The sequence below is a fragment of the Dorea hominis genome (assembly GCF_014287705.1).
Taxonomy (GTDB): domain Bacteria; phylum Bacillota; class Clostridia; order Lachnospirales; family Lachnospiraceae; genus Dorea_D; species Dorea_D hominis.
The window spans coordinates 19,358-39,634 of record NZ_JACOOY010000023.1 but is presented as its reverse complement, the minus strand read 5'-3'; the positions used below and the strand labels follow the sequence as shown (position 1 = coordinate 39,634).

16 protein-coding genes are annotated in these 20,277 nt (G+C 42.7%); 11 read left to right on the top strand and 5 right to left on the bottom strand.

Annotated features, from left to right (window positions below):
• Nucleotides 1-336: 336 nt before the first annotated feature.
• From ftsH to H8S07_RS13575, 4 genes are all read left to right on the top strand, one after another.
• On the top strand, nucleotides 337-2,235 hold the full coding sequence (ftsH, locus tag H8S07_RS13590) for an ATP-dependent zinc metalloprotease FtsH (RefSeq protein ID WP_021861290.1): 1,899 nt from the start codon (nucleotides 337-339) through the stop codon (nucleotides 2,233-2,235).
• 189 nt (nucleotides 2,236-2,424) lie between these two features.
• Nucleotides 2,425-4,263: an excinuclease ABC subunit UvrC gene (gene uvrC, locus H8S07_RS13585; protein ID WP_186856216.1), complete on the top strand. Its 1,839-nt coding sequence runs from the start codon at nucleotides 2,425-2,427 to the stop codon at nucleotides 4,261-4,263.
• Between the two features lie 71 nt (nucleotides 4,264-4,334).
• Nucleotides 4,335-5,270 (top strand): HPr(Ser) kinase/phosphatase, encoded by a 936-nt coding sequence (gene hprK / locus H8S07_RS13580; RefSeq protein ID WP_186856215.1) that lies wholly within the window; start codon nucleotides 4,335-4,337, stop codon nucleotides 5,268-5,270.
• A 2-nt stretch (nucleotides 5,271-5,272) separates the two neighbouring features.
• Complete coding sequence (locus tag H8S07_RS13575) at nucleotides 5,273-6,208, top strand: ROK family glucokinase (RefSeq protein WP_186856214.1); 936 nt, start codon at nucleotides 5,273-5,275, stop codon at nucleotides 6,206-6,208.
• 110 nt (nucleotides 6,209-6,318) lie between these two features.
• Here H8S07_RS13575 and H8S07_RS13570 read toward each other — a convergent pair whose 3' ends face one another.
• Nucleotides 6,319-9,006, bottom strand: a complete 2,688-nt coding sequence (locus H8S07_RS13570; RefSeq protein WP_186856213.1) for a transglycosylase domain-containing protein — start codon at nucleotides 9,004-9,006, stop codon at nucleotides 6,319-6,321.
• A 212-nt stretch (nucleotides 9,007-9,218) separates the two neighbouring features.
• On the opposite strand from H8S07_RS13570, the gene H8S07_RS13565 reads away from it, so the two are divergent.
• Entirely contained in the window at nucleotides 9,219-9,872 is a 654-nt protein-coding gene (locus H8S07_RS13565; RefSeq protein ID WP_186856212.1) for a YigZ family protein, read from the top strand.
• Nucleotides 9,873-10,211: 339 nt separating this feature from the next.
• Here H8S07_RS13565 and hpf read toward each other — a convergent pair whose 3' ends face one another.
• From hpf to typA, 4 genes are all read right to left on the bottom strand, one after another.
• Nucleotides 10,212-10,745: a ribosome hibernation-promoting factor, HPF/YfiA family gene (gene hpf, locus H8S07_RS13560; protein ID WP_021859555.1), complete on the bottom strand. Its 534-nt coding sequence runs from the start codon at nucleotides 10,743-10,745 to the stop codon at nucleotides 10,212-10,214.
• 101 nt (nucleotides 10,746-10,846) lie between these two features.
• Nucleotides 10,847-11,461, bottom strand: coding sequence for a phosphate-starvation-inducible PsiE family protein (locus H8S07_RS13555; protein ID WP_021859556.1), 615 nt, complete (start codon nucleotides 11,459-11,461; stop codon nucleotides 10,847-10,849).
• Between the two features lie 12 nt (nucleotides 11,462-11,473).
• Entirely contained in the window at nucleotides 11,474-12,361 is an 888-nt protein-coding gene (locus H8S07_RS13550; RefSeq protein WP_186856211.1) for a phosphatase PAP2 family protein, read from the bottom strand.
• Complete coding sequence (gene typA, locus H8S07_RS13545; RefSeq protein ID WP_021859558.1) at nucleotides 12,358-14,184, bottom strand: translational GTPase TypA; 1,827 nt, start codon at nucleotides 14,182-14,184, stop codon at nucleotides 12,358-12,360. The genes H8S07_RS13550 and typA overlap by 4 nt, the downstream gene beginning before the upstream one ends.
• A 175-nt stretch (nucleotides 14,185-14,359) precedes the next feature.
• On the opposite strand from typA, the gene H8S07_RS13540 reads away from it, so the two are divergent.
• The 6 genes from H8S07_RS13540 to hisA all read left to right on the top strand — a co-directional run bounded on the left by H8S07_RS13540 (nucleotide 14,360) and on the right by hisA (nucleotide 20,188).
• Entirely contained in the window at nucleotides 14,360-14,989 is a 630-nt protein-coding gene (locus H8S07_RS13540) for a single-stranded DNA-binding protein (protein WP_021859559.1), read from the top strand.
• 115 nt (nucleotides 14,990-15,104) lie between these two features.
• Nucleotides 15,105-15,995 (top strand): 4-hydroxy-tetrahydrodipicolinate synthase, encoded by an 891-nt coding sequence (gene dapA, locus H8S07_RS13535; protein WP_021859560.1) that lies wholly within the window; start codon nucleotides 15,105-15,107, stop codon nucleotides 15,993-15,995.
• Nucleotides 15,996-16,104: 109 nt separating this feature from the next.
• Nucleotides 16,105-16,863, top strand: coding sequence for a 4-hydroxy-tetrahydrodipicolinate reductase (gene dapB / locus H8S07_RS13530; RefSeq protein WP_021859561.1), 759 nt, complete (start codon nucleotides 16,105-16,107; stop codon nucleotides 16,861-16,863).
• Between the two features lie 15 nt (nucleotides 16,864-16,878).
• Nucleotides 16,879-18,831: a fructose-1,6-bisphosphatase gene (locus tag H8S07_RS13525; RefSeq protein WP_186856210.1), complete on the top strand. Its 1,953-nt coding sequence runs from the start codon at nucleotides 16,879-16,881 to the stop codon at nucleotides 18,829-18,831.
• Between the two features lie 155 nt (nucleotides 18,832-18,986).
• Nucleotides 18,987-19,328: a hypothetical protein gene (locus tag H8S07_RS13520; RefSeq protein ID WP_021859563.1), complete on the top strand. Its 342-nt coding sequence runs from the start codon at nucleotides 18,987-18,989 to the stop codon at nucleotides 19,326-19,328.
• Nucleotides 19,329-19,414: 86 nt separating this feature from the next.
• Entirely contained in the window at nucleotides 19,415-20,188 is a 774-nt protein-coding gene (gene hisA, locus H8S07_RS13515) for a phosphoribosylformimino-5-aminoimidazole carboxamide ribotide isomerase (RefSeq protein ID WP_118519696.1), read from the top strand.
• Nucleotides 20,189-20,277: the final 89 nt, after the last annotated feature.

The following is a 20,277-nucleotide window of genomic DNA, read 5'->3' as shown; positions in this document are numbered from 1 at the left end:
CAGGCACTAAGGACACTTAGAAGACCGCACATAAGCAAAAAGTTTCGCCCATATTTCGAACAGTATATAACACCTTACCCAATTTATCATGTTGGAATTGAGAGTTTCCAGCGCACGGGATACAGTGAAGTTGAAAGAGCCGTGCTTGGTTGGTGATACTGTTTTGATACTAATATTTTGTAGAAACTATAAAAAGCTATGTATATTCTTATAAAATATCTATAAAATAAATTAAAAAAGGCTTATATAGTGCTTAAAATTCAAAAGATAGTTAATCTTTTATTGATTTCCGTGTGGGCTGTCCTTATAATTATGTAATGTAATAGGAGGAAGAATATGGACAACCAGAATAAGAAAAATCAAGATCCTAAAAAGAATAACCGACAGGGCTTTTCATTTGTCATTTTAGTGACTCTGATCACGACGATACTTGTGTTGGCACTTTACCAGTTTCAGGGACAAGGATCCGAGACAGAGATCAGCTACGACAAGTTTTTAAAATATGTCGATGCAGGAAAAGTAGACAAAGTTGAGATCGACAGTGATAAACTGATCATCACAATGAAGAAAGAATCCGGAGACCGGATTGCGAAGAAGTATTATACAGGAGTTGTCAAGGACGATCAGCTGTCTGACAAACTGTATAAAGCGCATGTAGAATATAACGCAAAGATACCGGATACAACATCCGCAGTCATGCTCCAGCTTCTCGGCACATTCCTTCCGGTGGCATGTCTGGTGGCACTGATCATTTGGACGACAAAGCGTATGTCTAAGGGTGGCGGCATGATGGGAATCGGCAAGAGCAATGCCAAGATGTATGTGGAGAAGCAGACCGGAGTTACATTTAAGGATGTAGCAGGACAGGATGAAGCAAAAGAATCTCTGCAGGAAGTCGTAGATTTTCTGCATAATCCGGGAAAATATACAAGCGTTGGTGCGAAACTTCCGAAAGGTGCACTGTTAGTCGGACCTCCGGGAACCGGTAAGACATTACTTGCAAAAGCGGTCGCCGGAGAAGCGAAAGTACCGTTCTTCTCACTCAGCGGTTCGGCTTTTGTTGAGATGTATGTGGGTGTTGGAGCTTCCCGTGTACGAGATCTGTTCAAACAGGCGCAGCAGATGGCGCCGTGTATCATTTTCATTGATGAGATCGATGCAATCGGTAAGAGCCGTGACAACCAGATGGGAAGTAACGATGAGAGAGAACAGACACTGAACCAGCTCCTTGCAGAGATGGACGGATTTGAGAGCAATAAAGGACTTGTTCTGTTGGCGGCAACGAACCGTCCGGAGATCTTGGATCCGGCGCTGTTAAGACCGGGACGTTTTGACAGACGTATCATTGTTGAAAAACCTGATTTAAAAGGACGTGTGGAAGTATTAAAAGTTCATTCCAAAGATGTCCGTATGGATGAGACGGTTGATCTGGAAGAGATCGCACTGGCAACTTCCGGTGCTGTCGGATCAGATCTTGCCAATATGATCAATGAAGCTGCGATTAATGCAGTCAAACATGGCAGACATGCGGTATCGCAGGCAGATCTGTTTGAGGCTGTAGAAGTTGTACTGGTCGGCAAGGAGAAGAAAGACCGTATTATGAGTCAGGAGGAACGAAGAATCGTTTCCTACCACGAAGTCGGACATGCATTGGTGAGCGCACTTCAGAAGGATGCAGAGCCGGTACAGAAGATTACAATCGTACCACGTACGATGGGAGCACTCGGTTATGTTATGCAGACTCCGGAGGAAGAGAAGTATTTGAATACGAAGAAAGAACTGGAAGCAATGTTAGTTGGTATGCTTGCCGGACGTGCTGCAGAAGAGATTGTATTTGATACGGTTACGACAGGTGCTTCAAACGATATCGAGAAAGCAACACAGGTAGCAAGAGCGATGATCACGCAGTATGGTATGAGTGAGAAGTTCGGACTGATCGGACTGGAATCGGTACAGAACAGATACCTGAACGGAAGACCGGTTTCCAACTGTGGAGCAGAGACAGAATCTGAGATTGACAAAGAAGTCATGAAGATGCTAAAAGAGGCTTACGAGCAGGCGAAGACATTATTACAGGCACACAGAGAAACGTTGGATAAGATTGCTGCATTCCTGATCGAGAAAGAGACCATTACAGGTAAGGAATTTATGCAGATATTACATGAAGTGGAAGGAACCGATCCGGAAGAGAAGAAGGCATCCGGCGAAGAACGAATTGCAATGAAAGAAGTATAAGAGATTGTAAGTATACAAAATGGGGCAGATTTTATCTGCTCCATTTTTCTTATCTGTGTACTCTTTTTTACTTGTATAGAGAAAATATGATTTCTGTTATAATGAAAAGCCTTCTGCAAGACCTTGCTTACAGACCTTTTTTCCGATACAATAATTACGATGTGAATCAGAAAAAGAAAGGGAAGACAAATGTTTGATATACCTGAAGAGTTAAAAAAACTTCCGGGAAAACCGGGAGTATATATCATGCATGATGAGACAGATATGATCATATATGTCGGAAAAGCGATCAGCCTTAAAAATCGGGTGCGTCAGTATTTCCAGAGCAGCAGGAATAAAGGCGCAAAGATTGAGCAGATGGTAACGCATATCCGGAGATTTGAGTATATCGTTACGGATTCTGAACTGGAAGCGCTTGTTCTGGAATGTAATCTGATCAAGGAACACCATCCAAAGTATAATACGATGCTTATGGATGATAAGGCGTATCCATTTATCAAAGTGACAGCGGATGAAGCATATCCAAGAATAATGCTGGCGCGAAAGATGATAAAAGACAAAGCGAAATATTTTGGACCATATACAAGTGCCGGTGCAGTAAAAGATACGATCGAACTGATCCGCAAATTATATCATATCCGGAGCTGCAATCGTAAACTGCCAAGGGATACGGGAAAAGAACGCCCATGCCTGAATTATCACATTCATCAGTGCGATGCGCCCTGTCAGGGATATATAAGCCAGGAAGCGTATCAGAAGTCCGTGCAGGAGGTACTGCATTTTCTGAATGGGAATTATGACATTATATTAAAGAGATTGGAAAAACAGATGCAGGATGCGGCAGAAGTACTGGAATTTGAGAAGGCAGCAGAATACAGGGAGCTATTGTTCAGTGTGCAGAAGATTGCGCAGAAGCAGAAGATCACGGACACAGCAGGAGAAGACAGAGACGTTATTGCTATGGCGACAGAATATGCAGATGCGGTCGTGCAGGTTTTTTTTATCCGTGGAGGCAGACTGATCGGAAGAGATCATTTTTATTTAAAAACAGCGCCGGGAGAGACAGAAAAAGAAACACTGACCAGCTTTATCAAACAATTTTATGCAGGAACACCGTATATTCCTTCGCAGCTTATGCTTCCGCAGGAAGTGGAAGACCAGGAACTTCTGGAAGAGTGGCTGAGCAAGAAAAAGGAACGGAGAGTCCACCTGATCATTCCGAAAAAAGGGCAGAAAGAGAAACTTGTTGAACTGGCTGAAAAGAATGCCGCCATGGTATTACAAAAGGACAAGGAACGGCTGAAAAGAGAAGAAGGACGGACGATCGGAGCTGTCAAAGAGTTGGAAAAAATACTCGGACTGTCAGGCATTTCCAGAATGGAGGCATTTGATATTTCCAATACAAGTGGTTTTGCTTCGGTAGGCTCCATGGTTGTGTACGAGCGGGGCAAGCCAAAGAAAAACGATTACCGTAAGTTCCGTATCAAGAACGTACAGGGACCGGATGATTATGCCAGTATGGAAGAGGTGCTGACGCGCAGATTTACCCATGGTCTCAGAGAACAGGAAGAAGGAAAAGAGCTGGGAGGATTTACGGTATTTCCAGATCTTATACTGATGGATGGTGGACGCGGACAGGTAAATATTGCAGAAGAGGTACTGCAAAAACTTGACATTTCGATCCCGGTATGTGGAATGGTAAAAGACGATCATCACCGCACAAGAGGGCTGTATTATAAAAATGTGGAGCTTCCGATCGACATACATTCAGAAGCATTCCGGCTGATCACCAGAATTCAGGATGAAGCACACCGTTTTGCTATTACCTTCCACAGACAACTGAGAGGAAAAGGACAGGTACGTTCGATTCTGGACGACATTCCGGGAGTAGGGCCGGCAAGAAGAAAAGAACTGATGAAGCATTTTGAAAATATAGATGCAATAAAACAAGCATCTGTAGAAGAGCTTCAGAAACTGCCATCAATGAATAAAAAATCAGCAGAAGATGTATACAAATTCTTTCATTGATATGATATAATATTGTGTGTTATTTTTTGCACAATTAAGAAATACTGGAAAGAAAGGGTGGAGGAAACAGTATGGTAAATCAAGTGAAATTAAGTCAGATTGTAGAGCGGTTTGACCTAAAGAATCTGACTCCGGATGTAGATTATACAAAAACAGGAGTTTCCGTTCCGGATGTAAACCGTCCGGCATTGCAGCTTACTGGATTTTTCGAACATTTTGCATCAGAACGTGTGCAGATTATCGGATATGTAGAATACACATATCTTCAGAATATAGAAGAAGAGAAAAAAGAGAAAATCTATGACATGTTATTGTCTTATGAGATTCCGTGTATTGTATACTGCCGTGGTTTAAAACCGGAACCAATGCTTCTGGAGAAAGCAAATAAGGCAAATGTCCCGGTATTTTCTACAGGGGTCAATACATCTACATTTACGGCTGAGATCATCCGCTGGTTAAATGTAGAACTGGCGCCTTGCATTTCGATTCATGGTGTACTTGTTGATGTATATGGTGTCGGTGTGCTGATCATGGGAGAGAGTGGAATCGGTAAGAGTGAGGCGGCGCTTGAGCTGATCAAGCGTGGACATCGTCTTGTAAGCGATGACGTTGTAGAAATCCGCAAGGTCAGTGATGATACACTGGTAGGTAAGGCGCCGGATATTACGAGACATTTTATTGAGTTAAGAGGAATCGGCATTGTAGATGTGAAGATGCTGTTTGGTGTACAGAGTGTAAGAGAGACACAGAATATCGATCTTGTTATCACATTAGAAGATTGGAATCGTGATAAAGAATATGACAGACTGGGACTGGAAGAAGAATATACAGAATTTCTTGGCAATAAAGTTGTATGTCATCAGTTACCGATCCGTCCGGGACGTAATCTTGCTATCATTGTTGAGACTGCGGCAATCAACCACAGACAGAAAAGTATGGGATATAATGCTGCACAGGAATTATACAAACGTGTGCAGGAAAATATGGCTAAGAAACAGGGAGAATAATTATGAAATATTGTTTTGGCGTAGATATTGGCGGAACAACTGTGAAGATGGGATTGTTCCAGATCGATGGTGTACTTCTGGAAAAATGGGAGATTCCATCCCACACAGAAAACGAAGGCGCTGCGATCCTTCCGGATGTTGCCGCTTCTATAGAGGAACTTTGTGAGAAAAAGAAGATTGCAAAGGATCAGATCGAAGGAGTAGGAATCGGTGTTCCGGCTCCGGTGACGGAAGTGGGTATTGTGCAGAATACAGCGAATCTCGGATGGGGTTATAAGGAAGTTAAAAAAGAAATGGAAGAGCTGACCGGTCTGAAAGTCAGACTGGGAAATGATGCCAATGTAGCAGCCCTTGGCGAGATGTGGCTTGGGGCTGGAAAAGGTGAGAAGAATATCGTCATGGTTACGCTGGGAACAGGTGTAGGCGGTGGCGTAATCCTGGAAGGACATCCTCTGGTTGGTACGAATGGTGCCGGTGGGGAGATCGGTCATATCTGTGTGAATGAAACAGAGACAGAAACCTGTGGCTGTGGAAAAAAAGGATGCCTGGAGCAGTATGCTTCCGCTACAGGTATTGCAAGACTTGCAGCACTGCGTCTTGAAAAGGATGCAAAGTCCAGCCTGTTACGCAGTCAGGAACATGTAGATGCAAAAGCAGTATTTGATGCATTAAAGGCACAGGATGAAATTGCAGAAGAGATTGTAGAAGAATTTGGAAAATATCTTGGACATGCACTTGCTAACATTGCAGTTGTTGTTGATCCGGCAGTAATCGTAATTGGTGGAGGTGTATCAAAGGCAGGAGAGATCCTTCTTGACTATATTGTCAAGAACTACAGAGCAAATGCATTCTTTGCAAATCAGGATGTACAGTTTAAACTTGCAGAATTAGGAAATGATGCAGGAATATGCGGAGCTGCAAAACTAATCCTTGACTAAAATTGCAGAATTAAAATTGCAGAGATTATAAAATAAAAAAATAGCTGAGCAAATGAAAAAGCATTCGGTTCTACAAACCCAATGCTTTTTTACTATTCATTTATTGATGATTAATTACCATGTCCGCCGGTGCCGCCACCAGTGCCGCCACCAGTGTTGTCACCGGAGTTACCACCAGTATCACCACCGGAGTTACCGCCAGTATTGCCACCAGTGTTGCCACCGGTATTACCGCCAGAGTTGCCACCAGAGTTACCGCCAGAGTTGCCACCAGAGTTACCGCCAGAGTTGCCACCAGAGTTACCGCCAGAGTTGCCACCAGTGTTGCCACCGGAGTTGCCGCCAGAGTTACCGCCAGTATTACCGCCAGAGTTGTTGCCGGTATTACCATTGTTCGTATCACCGGTGTTACCGTTATTGCTGTTATTATCATTGTTATAATTGGATCCACTGTCGTAGCTGGAATGTCCCGGACAGGTCTCTGCAGGTACGGTGTCTTCCGTGAAGTATTCTGTCTCGGTCGGACATCCGGAACGCGGAAGCTTACCAGTAATGCTACAGACAGATACTTTTTCCAGTCCTGCGTTTGTATCAAAATCTTTTGATTCAAGATTCTCATGGATACGGCTCATAATTCCTTTCCAGAGACGGAAACGAAAGCTTGTGTCATAGCCGCATTCCTTGTTGTCATCATATCCACCCCATACTGCACAGGTGTAATAAGGAGTGAAGCCACAGAACCATAAGTCCTTGTTGGAAGTTGTTGTACCGGTTTTACCGGCAGTTGCCATATTGTCTAACTGGCAGGAACGTCCTGTACCTTCTTTAACAACACTTTGTAATGCGCTTGTAAGAAGAGAAGCAGTGCTTTCTTTGACTGCTCTGTGGGATGAACCCGGATTCTCTAACAGAACATTCCCATCATGATCTACGATTTTCGTGTAAAGGGTAGGTGTGTTATATTCACCGCCGTTAGCAATGGAAGCATATGCAGCGCAGAGCTGATAGTTGTAAACACCTTCTGTGATACCACCAAGTGCAAGTGTCTGGTTAACATCACTGAAAATCTTTCCGTTGATTTCTTTGTTCTTAACAAGTGTACTGATTCCAAATTTGTCTTTACAGTATTCATACCCCAGCTGTTGTGTGATCTCATCACTGACCTTGACTGCGCAGACATTGATGGAATTGGCGATAGCAGTACGATAAGTAACAGTTCCTTTGTAAGAACGGCTGGCATTTCGCACGCTTTTGCCATTTTTATAACTGTAAGGCTCATCAACAACGGTAGAAGAAAGTGTCTTGCCACATGCATCAATTGCAGGTGCATAAGCTGCCAGAACCTTGAATGTAGATCCAGGCTGACGTTTTGCACCCTTGTAAGCACGGTTCAGACTGAGGCTGGAACCTTTGGCACCACGTCCGCCTACCATAGCTTTGATCTCGCCGTTGCTCTGATCCATCAGAGTAACGGAGGCCTGAGGCTGTGGAGTAATGTTCATTACTTCGTTATATTTGTCTCCTTTTTTGGCGATGGTCTTCTTCCATTCTTTTACCATACGCTTGGCTTCTTCTTTGCTGGAGTATAAAAGCCCCTGTGATTTGCCGTATTTCTTCTGGACGTATTTTTTTACATGGCCAGAGCTGTAATTCTTAACAGAACCGTCAGCACGGGTTACGGTAAGGGCATAATCCAGACCGTATTCCTTAAGTCCAGGATAGTTAGAGTCTTTGTTCATCTCTTCATCACAGATCTTCTGCATCTTTTTGTTTTGGGTAGAATAGATGCTTAAGCCGCCACTGTAGAGAGCATTGTATGCCTGTGCATCTGTGTATCCGAGCTGTTCTTTCAGATCGTGGATAACCTGGTCAGAAAGTGCATCTACAAAATAGCTGGCAGCGTTATTATTATCACTGTTTTTCTTGTTGGCTTTCTGAATACGTGCATAAACTTTGTCTTTCTTTGCCTTGTTATATTCTTTTTTTGAAATATAACCCTGTTCAAGCATGTTTTTCAGAACGTTGTCTCGTCTCTTGGCATTGGCATCCGGATGTGTTACCGGATTGTAGCCGGATGGATTCTGAGTGATCCCGGCAATAACCGCACATTCAGATAATGTAAGCTTGGACACATCTTTTCCAAAATAACGCATGGATGCGGACTGTACACCAAGACAGTTCTGTCCAAGGTTGATCGTATTCATATAACTTTCCAGAATCTCATTCTTGCTCATCTGCTTCTCAATCTGTAAAGCAAGATACTGCTCCTGGAACTTACGCTCTAATTTGTCTGCAAATGTCTTCTCGTCTACAAAGTTCGGGAAAACATTATTCTTGATGAGCTGCTGTGTCAGTGTACTGGCGCCTTGTTCGGAACCGGTCAGTGTGGAAACTGCTGCACGGGCGATACCCTGTAAGTCGATACCATTATGTTTGTAAAAACGTTCATCCTCAATTGCAACAAATGCGTGAGCCAGATTATCCGGAATATCATCAATTGTTTTGTAAACACGGTTTGAACCGGAAGCTACAAAACGGTGTGTTTCCGTTTTACCGTCATCTGCATAAACAAAAGTTGTAAATCCCTGCGGTTTGACATCGGAAGGGGATACCTCAGGCGCATTGTTTATGATACGTTTTACAAATAATCCGCCGCCGATGATACCAATCACTCCGACCAGCACAATACAGAGCAGCAAAGCTTTGAACAGGCGGACGCCGACGCGTTTCCCTTGCATGGCAGATTTGGATGTTATTCGTTTCTGCTGCCTGGCAGCCTTTCTTTTACCATAATTCATGAGTTTTTGCCTCCTTCATACCACGTCATTATAGCAAAGATAGTCTTTGAAATAAAGAAAAAAATGAAAACTTCATATTTTGGTAGGAAAATCTTAAGAAATTCGGTATTATAATAAGTAAGTGTATTTTTCGGGCTGTTTTATCATGAGTGACTGTCTGATGTAAAAGGAAAGTATCATCAGCTCGTGCAGGAAAGAAAGGAACAAAAATAATGGCATTAGAATATAAAATTGTATATACCGGCGGTGAAGCCGAAATTGTAGAAAAGAAATCTCGTTTTATTGCAACTGTAAGTCCGGTGAAGACAGAAGAGGAAGCGCTTGCTTTTATCGAAGCTACAAAGAAAAAATACTGGAATGCCAGACACAATTGTTTTGCCTATATTGTTGGAGAGCAGCAGGAGCTGATGCGGTGCAGTGATGATGGGGAGCCGAATGGTACAGCCGGTAAACCGATGCTGGATGTGCTGACTGGTGCGGGACTTCATCAGGTTGTAGTAGTTGTTACAAGATATTTCGGAGGAACACTTCTTGGAACAGGAGGACTGGTACGGGCATATTCGTCTTCGGTGCAGGCAGGACTGGCTTCTTCCCAGATTGTAACCAGAATTTCAGGATCTAAACTTCAGATTACAACGGATTATACCGGACTTGGTAAAATCCAGTACATATTAGGAGAGAGCGGAATTCAGATTCTGGATACGCAGTATACGGATCAGGTTGTGCTGGAAGTGCTACTGTCCGATGAGCAGCTGGCGCCGGTGCAGGCGGAGATTACAGAAGGAACTTCCGGGCAGGCAAAGATGGAAGTGGGAGAGGCATGTTTCTTTGCGGAAGTTGACGGAAAAGAGCAGGTGCTTGAGTAGTGGGAAAAGTTTCCTCGGTCATGGCTGTCGCCATACGCAGAAGTAGTGAAAGCAACGAGCAAGAACCTCGAAATCACCTGCGGTGTTTCCTCGGTCATGGTTGTCGTCATACACAGAAGTAGTGAAAGCAACGAGCAAGAACCTCGAAACCACCTGCGGTGTTTCCTCGGTCATGGCTGTCGCCATACACAGAAGTAGTGAAAGCAACGAGCAAGAACCTCGAAACCACCTGCGGTGTTTCCTCGGTCATGGCTGTCGCCATACATAAGAATAAGGGAAGCGGGTGGTAATGTGAACATTACCACCCGCTTCCCTTATTCTTATGTCTTGCTCGTAGCTTTATGAAAACTCTGGTTCTATCAATCCGAAAGAGCCGTTTTTGCGTTTGTAGACTACGTTGACTTCTTCGGTCTCTGCGTTGCAGAATACGTAGAAATCGTGTCCGAGCAGTTCCATCTGGATGCATGCATCTTCTGGATACATTGGTTTGATGCCGAATTTCTTTGTGCGGACGATCTTGATCTCGTCTTCATCTGTATTCTCTGCGGTATCGAAAAATTCCTGTTTAAAGTTGCCGCCTTCCTGCTGTCTGGCAACAAGTTTGTTCTTATATTTGCGAAGCTGGCGTTCAATAACCTCTTCGACAAGATCGATGGATACATACATGTCACTGCTGACTTGTTCGGAACGGATAATTGTACCTTTTACAGGGATTGTAACTTCAATTTTTTGATGTTCTTTCTGTACGCTTAAGGTTACGTGAATTTCCGTCTCTGGAGTGAAGTACCTTTCTAATTTTCCTAACTTACTTTCTACAGCTTGTTTTAAGCCTGGTGTTACATCGATGTTTTTTCCGATAATGATAAACTTCATGATGCTCAACTCCTTTTTGACATTTTTCAGATATATAAAATCTGACAATTTCTATACAGAAAGAAATATATCTGATATATTTAGTATAACATGTTTGTTGACTATTGTATAGCATGAATTACTTCAATTCTGGAAATTTTTCCATTATGCATTTTTGCAACACGAAGTCCGCAGTTTGAATAGTAGGCGCAGGCACCGACACCGATATCGGTTTCTCCTTTTTTCAGGCTTTCTTCCAGAATATCTCGAAGTGTGGCAGTATCTTCTTCGTAAGGAAGCGAGATACCCAGAAGTTTATTAGCAAGTTTTACTTTCGTCGTTGCGCGCAAAATAGTTTCGTTTGGAATATCAAATTCACAGAACAGATATTTCCTTGTTGCAAATAAAACAGCAATCGCACATACGCCGATCAGGCTAGAATAGCTGGAAGAGTGATCGATGATGATCTGTCTTGCAATCGCAAAGATCAGAACTTCAAATACAGTCGCCGGTGTATGATAATAAACCATGCGGATAAGCTCCACTCCGATGATCAGATTAAAACAGGTTTCCAGCAGATCGTCATAGTTTGGCCACGTATTCAGATCCGGAACATTGGCAAGTGATGTGGCGATCCGCACACATAATAAAATAATACCGGCAGCCAGCATCAAAGCAATGAAAAGTTCCAGAATTTCGGTCAGTCGTTTTAAAAAATTGGCAATGATTGTTCGCATAAAATTCTCCTCTTAGTGTTTGCTGTATTTGGTAAACAGATAAGGATAAAAATAAATGATCCATAACAGCAGTATAAAATATTCGGCGGATTTTGCCAAGATAGAAGAGCCGAAAATAAAAGAGATGATGAGTTTCACGCAGAGTGTCAGTAGTATACCAATGATAAATTTCAAAATCTGACCTTTTCCGGAGCAGGTATCCGGCTGAAAGTCCAGATGTGTGCGTTCAAGATACCAGCCAAGGGCAAAACCCAATCCGGCTCCGGCAGCTTTGAAGCAGTCCATTGCGTATTTCAAAGCAATCATCTGTCCATGATATAAATACCATGCATAGCCGGCGAGAGCGAATGCGAGTATACCGAGCAGGACAGAAATCTGTGCGGTGCAAGTAGTAACATTTTCAAGTTTTGAACGGAAATGCCAGAAAACGGATGCAATGATAATGGACAGACCCATAGATACGAAAACATCCTTTGGTGTGTGACATCCGAGATACATTCTGGAAAAACCAACACATAAAAATGCGAGTATAAACAGTATTTTTTCCCATGCTTTTTTGGCACGGAGAGCTAACGGGAAGAAGAGACATGTAGCCCCTTGAGTATGTCCGCTTGGGAAGGAATATCCGGTGGCGGCAGGAATTGCACTTTTTACAGCTTTAAATTCTGGATCCAGAATCCACGGTCTTGGAATCCGGAAAGTGATCTTTAACGCCTGCACACAGAATCCTGCTGTGAAATAAGTAAAGCCCAGATAATAAGCAAAGCGCTTATCCGCGCACCAGTACAGTGCGCAGATAACCGCTATGATTAATAGTTCCTGACCAAAATAAGTGACAAATTGCATGATTTCGTTGAAAAACGGTGTTCGAATATTTTCTAATTGCCACAAAAAGATCATGATCGATTTCCTCTTTTTCTCATCTTTGGATCCAGAATCTTTTTACGGATTCTTAAGTTTTTCGGAGTTACTTCCAGTAATTCGTCTGTGTCGATGAAGTCCAGTGCCTGCTCCAGACTTAATACTTTCGGAGGTGTCAGACGAAGTGCTTCGTCTGCACTGGAGGAACGGGTATTGGTAAGATGTTTGGTCTTACATACATTGACTTCGATATCGTCTGTTTTTGCATTTTCTCCGATAACCATACCGGAATATACTTTTTCTCCGGCACCGATGAACAGCACACCGCGTTCCTGGGCACTGAACAGTCCGTAAGTTACAGATTCGCCTGTCTCAAATGCGATCAGAGAGCCCTGCTTACGGTAAGTGATGTCTCCCTTGTACGGAGCATAGCCGTCAAATGCAGTATTGATGATACCATTTCCTTTTGTATCTGTTAAGAATTCTCCACGGTATCCGATCAGACCACGTGCCGGAATACGGAATTCCAGACGGGTATATCCGCCACCGGTTGCACCCATGTTCTGCAGCTCACCTTTACGCTGGCTTAATTTGTCGATGACAGTTCCGGTAAATTCATCCGGCACATCGATATAAGCTGCCTCCATAGGCTCTAATAATTTACCTTTTTCGTCTTTCTTATAAAGAACTTCTGCTTTGCTGACTGCAAATTCATAACCTTCACGGCGCATGTTCTCAATTAGAACGGATAAATGAAGTTCGCCACGTCCGGATACTTTGAAGCTGTCCATGTTCTCGGTATCTTCTACACGAAGGCTAACATCTGTGTTCAGCTCGCGGAACAGACGATCACGTAAGTGACGGGAAGTAACGTATTTTCCCTCCTGTCCGGCAAACGGACTGTCGTTAACGATGAAGTTCATGGAAATCGTTGGCTCTGAAATCTTCTGGAACGGAATTGCGTTCGGAGCTTCCGGAGAACAGAGTGTATCACCGATGGAAATATCAGAAATACCGGAGATTGCAACGATAGATCCAATCGTAGCTTCTTTTACTTCTACTTTGTTCAGACCGTCAAATTCATAAAGTTTGCTGATTTTTACTTTTTCCTGTTTGTCAGGATCATGATGGTTTACAAGAACCATATCCTGATTTACACGGATTGTACCGTTATCAACTTTGCCGACACCGATTCTTCCGACATATTCATTGTAATCGATTGTACTGATCAGTACCTGTGTCGGAGCTTCCGGATCACCTTCCGGAGCCGGGATATACTCTAAGATTGTCTCAAAAAGAGGCTTCATATCTTTCTCTTCATCAGAGAGATCCAGAACTGCAACACCTGCTTTTGCAGAAGCGTAAACGAACGGACAGTCTAATTGTTCATCAGAAGCATCCAGATCCATGAACAGTTCAAGAACTTCGTCGATAACTTCATCCGGTCTTGCTTCCGGACGGTCGATCTTATTGATACATACGATAACCGGAAGTTCCAGTTCCAGTGCCTTTCTTAGAACGAATTTGGTCTGTGGCATAGCACCTTCAAATGCATCTACAACGAGGACAACACCGTTTACCATTTTTAAAACACGTTCTACCTCGCCACCGAAATCAGCATGCCCCGGTGTGTCGATAATGTTGATCTTTGTATTTTTATAATAGACTGCTGTGTTTTTGGATAGGATTGTGATTCCACGCTCACGTTCAATATCGTTGGAATCCATAACACGTTCTTCCACTTCCTGGTTTTCACGGAATACACCGCTTTGCTTCAATAATTCGTCAACCAATGTCGTTTTACCGTGATCGACATGGGCAATGATTGCTATATTACGTACATCTTCGCGTTTTGTCTTCATACGAACCTTCCTTTTCTCTTCCTATTAACATATAATTTTCCATTTTTCATTGTACAACTTTATTAGTTTATCATATTTTATAGAATTTACAAGTATTTAGTTCTAAAAGCATTCCGACTTTCATAGATTATGGTATGACTCAAAATACGATTCAGAGGAAGGAGAATGTAAAATTATGTCAGATAAGGTTATTGAAAACAATCAGGTAACAATTATGGGAGAAGTAGTATCAGGCTTTACATTCAGCCACGAAGTGTTCGGTGAGGGCTTTTATATGGTAGATGTTGATGTGAAGCGTCTGAGCAATTCCAGGGACCGGATACCGGTAATGGTATCGGAACGACTGATCGATGTGAGCCAGGATTATGAAGGAGAATATCTGATGATCTGTGGACAGTTCCGCTCTTACAACCGCCATGAGGAACAGAAAAACAGACTTGTACTGTCCGTGTTCGCCAGAGAAGTTACATTTATTGAAGAAGAGCCGGATGGAGCGCGGACAAACAATATCTTGCTGGACGGCTATATCTGTAAACTGCCGGTATACCGTAAAACTCCGCTCGGAAGAGAAATTGCAGATCTTCTGCTTGCGGTGAACCGTCCATATGGAAAATCAGATTACATACCGTGTATCTGCTGGGGAAGAAATGCAAGATTTGCCTCTGCTTTTGAAGTGGGAGAGCATGTGCAGATCCTTGGGAGAATCCAGAGCCGGGAATATGTAAAGAAACTTTCAGAGACAGAAACCCAGAAACGCATAGCATATGAAGTTTCGGTAAGTAAACTGGAGTGTGTGGGAATTTGATGGAAAATGAGAGAAAATGACAAAATGCCTGTAAAGGGGGAAAGAGTTTCATTGACATCATATTTGAATGGTGATAAAATTCTGTTAATAACGAAATGCAGTCAGGAGGATATGTATGTCTATTTTTACAGGTGCAGGTGTAGCCATCGTTACACCATTTAACAGCGACGAAACCATTAATTATAATAAACTTGATGAATTGCTTGATTATCATTGTACACACGGTACGGATGCGATCATTATCTGCGGAACGACCGGAGAATCTGCTACAATGACGGAAGAAGAGCATATGCAGTGTGTGAAATTTGCTATTGACCGTGTGAAAGGCAGAATCCCGGTAATTGCCGGAACTGGTTCTAATTGCACAAGAACAGCCATCGACATGTCAAAAGAGGCGGCAGATTATGGCGCAGATGGCCTGTTACTGGTAACACCTTATTATAATAAGGCAACACAGGCAGGACTGATCGGTCACTATACAGCAGTAGCCAAAGAAGCAAAAGCTCCGATTATCATGTACAGCGTTGCAAGCAGAACCGGATGCAATATTGAACCGGCAACGGTTGCAGAGCTTGTTAAGAATGTAGATAATATCGTAGCTGTAAAAGAAGCGTCTGGCAATATTTCACAGGTTGCGAAGATCATGGCTCTGACAGATGGAAATATTGATTTATATTCCGGTAATGATGACCAGATCGTGCCGATGTTGTCACTGGGAGCCAAAGGTGTTATTTCTGTGCTGTCTAATGTTGCGCCGCAGGAAACACATGATATCTGCGAGAAGTTCTTTAACGGAGATGTAAAAGGGAGTGCAGCACTTCAGCTGAAAGCATTGCCTCTTATTGAGCAACTGTTCTGTGAAGTGAACCCGATTCCGGTTAAGAAAGCAATGCAGCTTATGGGAGTTGAGTGTGGACCGCTTCGCATGCCGCTTACAGAGATCTCTAAAGAGCATGAACAGGCGCTGGCAAAAGCAATGAAAGATTTCGGAATTCAATTAGCATAAGATACATATTGTGCAGAATATGTGAAAAGGATATCATTGGTTGCTTACTGGCACCAGTTGTGATATCCTTTTTCTATGACAATCGTGGGAACATACAGGAGGAAATAAAATGGTACGAGCAATCATGCATGGATGCAATGGACATATGGGACAGGTAATTACGGGGCTTATTAAAGCCGACGAAGGAATCGAGCTTGTTGCAGGAATTGATAAATATACAGGAATTGCCAATGATTATCCGGTTTTTGAAAGCCTGGAAAAATGCGACGTGGAAGCAGATGTGATCATTGATTTTTCTAACGCGGCAGCAGCAGATGCTCTGCTTACATACTGCGAAGAGAAAAAAATGCCGGTTGTTCTCTGCACGACAGGTCTTTCAGAAGAACAACTTGCAAAGATTCCAGAAGCAGCAAAGAAAACAGCAGTTTTAAAATCTGCAAATATGTCTCTTGGTATCAATCTTCTGATGAAATTATTAAAAGAAGCAACCAAAGTTCTTGCACCGGCAGGATATGATATGGAGATTGTTGAAAAGCATCACAACCAGAAGCTGGACGCACCGAGCGGAACAGCAATTGCGCTTGCGGATTCTATGAATGAAGCAATGGATGAAGCATATCATTATGTATATGACAGAAGCCAGGAGCGTAAGAAACGTGATACAAAAGAGATTGGGATTTCAGCAGTCCGTGGCGGTACGATTGTAGGGGAACATGAAGTACTGTTTGCCGGAACTGATGAAGTAATAGAATTTAAGCATACAGCATATTCCAAGACAATCTTTGGAAAAGGTGCCGTGGAAGCTGCCAAATTTCTGGCAGGTAAACCGGCAGGGCTGTATGACATGTCGGATGTCATTCAGTTTTAATTATGGGAGGAGTTTATGAAAGAATTAAAAGAACGTTATCTGGAGAGACTTTCTGAGCTGTACCCGACCATCGCTAAGGCATCAACGGAGATTATTAATCTTCAGGCAATTTTGAATCTTCCGAAAGGAACCGAACATTTCCTGACGGATATTCACGGAGAATATGAGGCGTTTTCACATGTGCTGAAGAACGGCTCAGGTTCTGTGCGCCGTAAAATTGATGATGTATTTGGAAATACTTTGAGTAGCAGAGACAAACAATCTCTGGCTACTCTTATTTATTATCCAAAAGAAAAGATGGATCGGATCAGACAGACCGAAGAGAGTATGGAGGACTGGTACAAGATTACATTGTACCGGTTAATTGAAGTGTGTAAATGCGCAGCAAGCAAATACACAAGATCAAAAGTGCGAAAGGCACTGCCGAAAGAATTTGCTTATGTGATCGAGGAGCTGATCACGGTACGTCCGGAAGTTTCGGACAAAGAGTCGTATTATAACTCCATTGTAAGCACGATCATCGGAATTGGCAGAGCAGAACCTTTTATTGTGGCGCTTAGTGAGCTGATCCAGAGACTGACGGTGGATCACCTGCATATTGTAGGAGATGTATATGACAGAGGTCCGGGACCGCACATCATCATGGACAAATTAAAGAATTATCATTCCGTAGACATTCAGTGGGGGAATCATGATGTACTGTGGATGGGGGCAGCTGCCGGGCAGCGTGGCTGTATCGCAAATGTGATCCGTATCTGCGCAAGATATGGCAATCTGGATATTCTGGAGGATGGATATGGGATCAACCTGCTTCCGCTTGCGACATTTGCACTTCGGGTATATAAGGATGATCCGTGTGAATGTTTCAAATTAAAAGGAGAGCAGAATAGAGACATCAATGAAAAACAGCTTGAGATACGGATGCACAAAGCAATGTCGGTTATTCAATTTAAAGTGGAAGGACAGATTATCAAAAAGAATCCGGGATTTCATCTGGAGGATCGCAATCTGTTAGACAAGATCGATTATGAACGTGGTGTTATAACTCTGGATGGAAAAGAATATGAGATGCTGGATATAAATTTTCCGACAATCGATCCGAAACATCCATATGCGCTTAGCAAAGACGAGGAAGAGATCATGTCGCGGCTTGAAAGTGCATTTTTAAACTGTGAGAAACTGCAGGATCATATGCGCTTTCTGTTGAACAAGGGTGGACTCTACAAAGTCTATAATGGAAATCTGCTCTATCATGGCTGTGTTCCGCTTAAAGAGGACGGAACATTGAAAAGTGTACGATTGTACGGCAGATCTTACAAAGGAAAGAGTCTGTATGAAGTGCTGGAAAGCTATGTGCGAAAAGGATTTTATGCATTAAATAAGAAGGAAAAAGAGCGGGGAAAGGACATGATGTGGTATATCTGGTTGAGTGAAAATTCCCCATTGTTTGGAAAAGATAAAATGGCAACATTTGAACGTTATTTCCTTGCTGAAAAAGAGACGCATAAAGAAAAGAAAAACCCATATTATAATTTGCTTGAAAATGAAAAAGTAATCAATATGATTCTGAAAGAATTTGGACTGACCGAAGAGAGTGCACATATCATTAACGGACATGTGCCGGTGAAAGCGATTACGGGAGAAAGCCCGATCAAATGTAACGGAAAAGTGCTTGTGATCGATGGCGGATTTTCCAGAGCCTATCAGAAACAGACCGGCATTGCAGGATATACGCTGATCTATAATTCTTACGGACTGATTCTTGCGGCGCATGAACCGTTTGAATCAACAGAAGCAGCGATTGAAAAAGAAAGCGACATCCATTCAGACAGCGTTGTTGTAAAACGTGTGCTGGAGAGAAAGATGGTAGGAGATACTGATATAGGTCAGGAGTTAAAAGAACAGATTGAAGATCTGAAAATGCTTCTTCAGGCATATAGAAGCGGTGAGATTACAGAGCGTATGTAATGTGAAAACAATGCTGATTGTAAAACTGTGACATAGATGTAAAATAATCCCAGAATCGTGAAAGTATAGAATCTGCAAAAATGTAAATATTACATGATAACAAGTATTACTTGATAAATAGATAAATATACAGGAACGAAAGGGAGAATGAAAATATGAGACAGTTGAGAAGATGTATGCTGGTAGTGTTGTGTGTCTGCGTGATGGGTGCACTGACAGGCTGTGGAAATGACAATGCAGATAATAAGGCTACAGACTACAATGGTGATCGTACAAATGATGCGACAAATGGAACAGCAGACGATACGAAAAATGATGATGGAGTCGCAGATGAGATTGGTGATGATATTGAAGACGGAGCTGAAGACATCAAAGATGATGTAGAAGATGGCTTTGACGGCACAGATAACAATGCAGATCAGAAGACAGATAAAGCAACAGACAAAAAGACAACGGATCAGAAGACAGACAAAACAACAAAAAAAGATAAGAAATAATGAGACAGCACACCGCCTTTTCTTTTTTTTGAAAAAGCGGTGTGCTATAATAATGCAATGATGCTTGAAAGGAGTGACGCAGATTTATGAGATTCAGACCATGTATTGACATTCATAATGGAAAAGTAAAACAAATCGTAGGCGGAAGCTTAAGAGACGAAGGCAATCAGGCAACAGAAAATTTTGCGTCTGAAATGGATGCGGATTATTACGCAGATTTATACAGGAAAGATAGCTTGAAAGGCGGGCATATCATATTGCTGAATCCGCCTTCTTCCGAATATTATAAGAAGACACTGGAACAGGCAGAAAAAGCATTACGGGCATATCCCGGCGGGATGCAGATCGGCGGTGGGGTTACGGCGGAGAATGCTTCCGGCTATATTAAAAAAGGTGCAAGCCATGTAATCGTAACTTCTTATGTATTTAAAGGTGGTAAGATCCGCTGGGATGCGCTGGAGAAGCTGAAAAGAGAAGTAGGAAAAGAACATGTAGTCATTGATGTAAGCTGCCGGAAAAAAGATGGGCAGTATTACATTGTGACAGACCGGTGGCAGACATTTACAGATGTTGTCCTGAATGAACAGATATTAAAGGAACTGGCGGGATACAGTGATGAATTCCTTGTGCATGGTGTGGATGTAGAGGGAAAGGCAGCCGGTGTGGACAAGCATCTGGCTGAACTTCTCGGCAGATATCATGGCAATCCGGTTACATATGCGGGGGGGATCGGAAGCATGGAGGATTTAGAGCAATTTGCGCATCTGACAAAAGGATATCTGGACTTTACAATCGGCAGTGCCCTTGATCTCTTTGGCGGAACGCTTCCGTATGAAAAAGTCCGGAAATATCGTTCGTAAAGGAAGTGTTACCAGTTTGTAAACACTTTATAAATTGGTTGAATTGAGATTCGGATAGTGCTAGAATAAAATTTGAGTAAATTTACAAA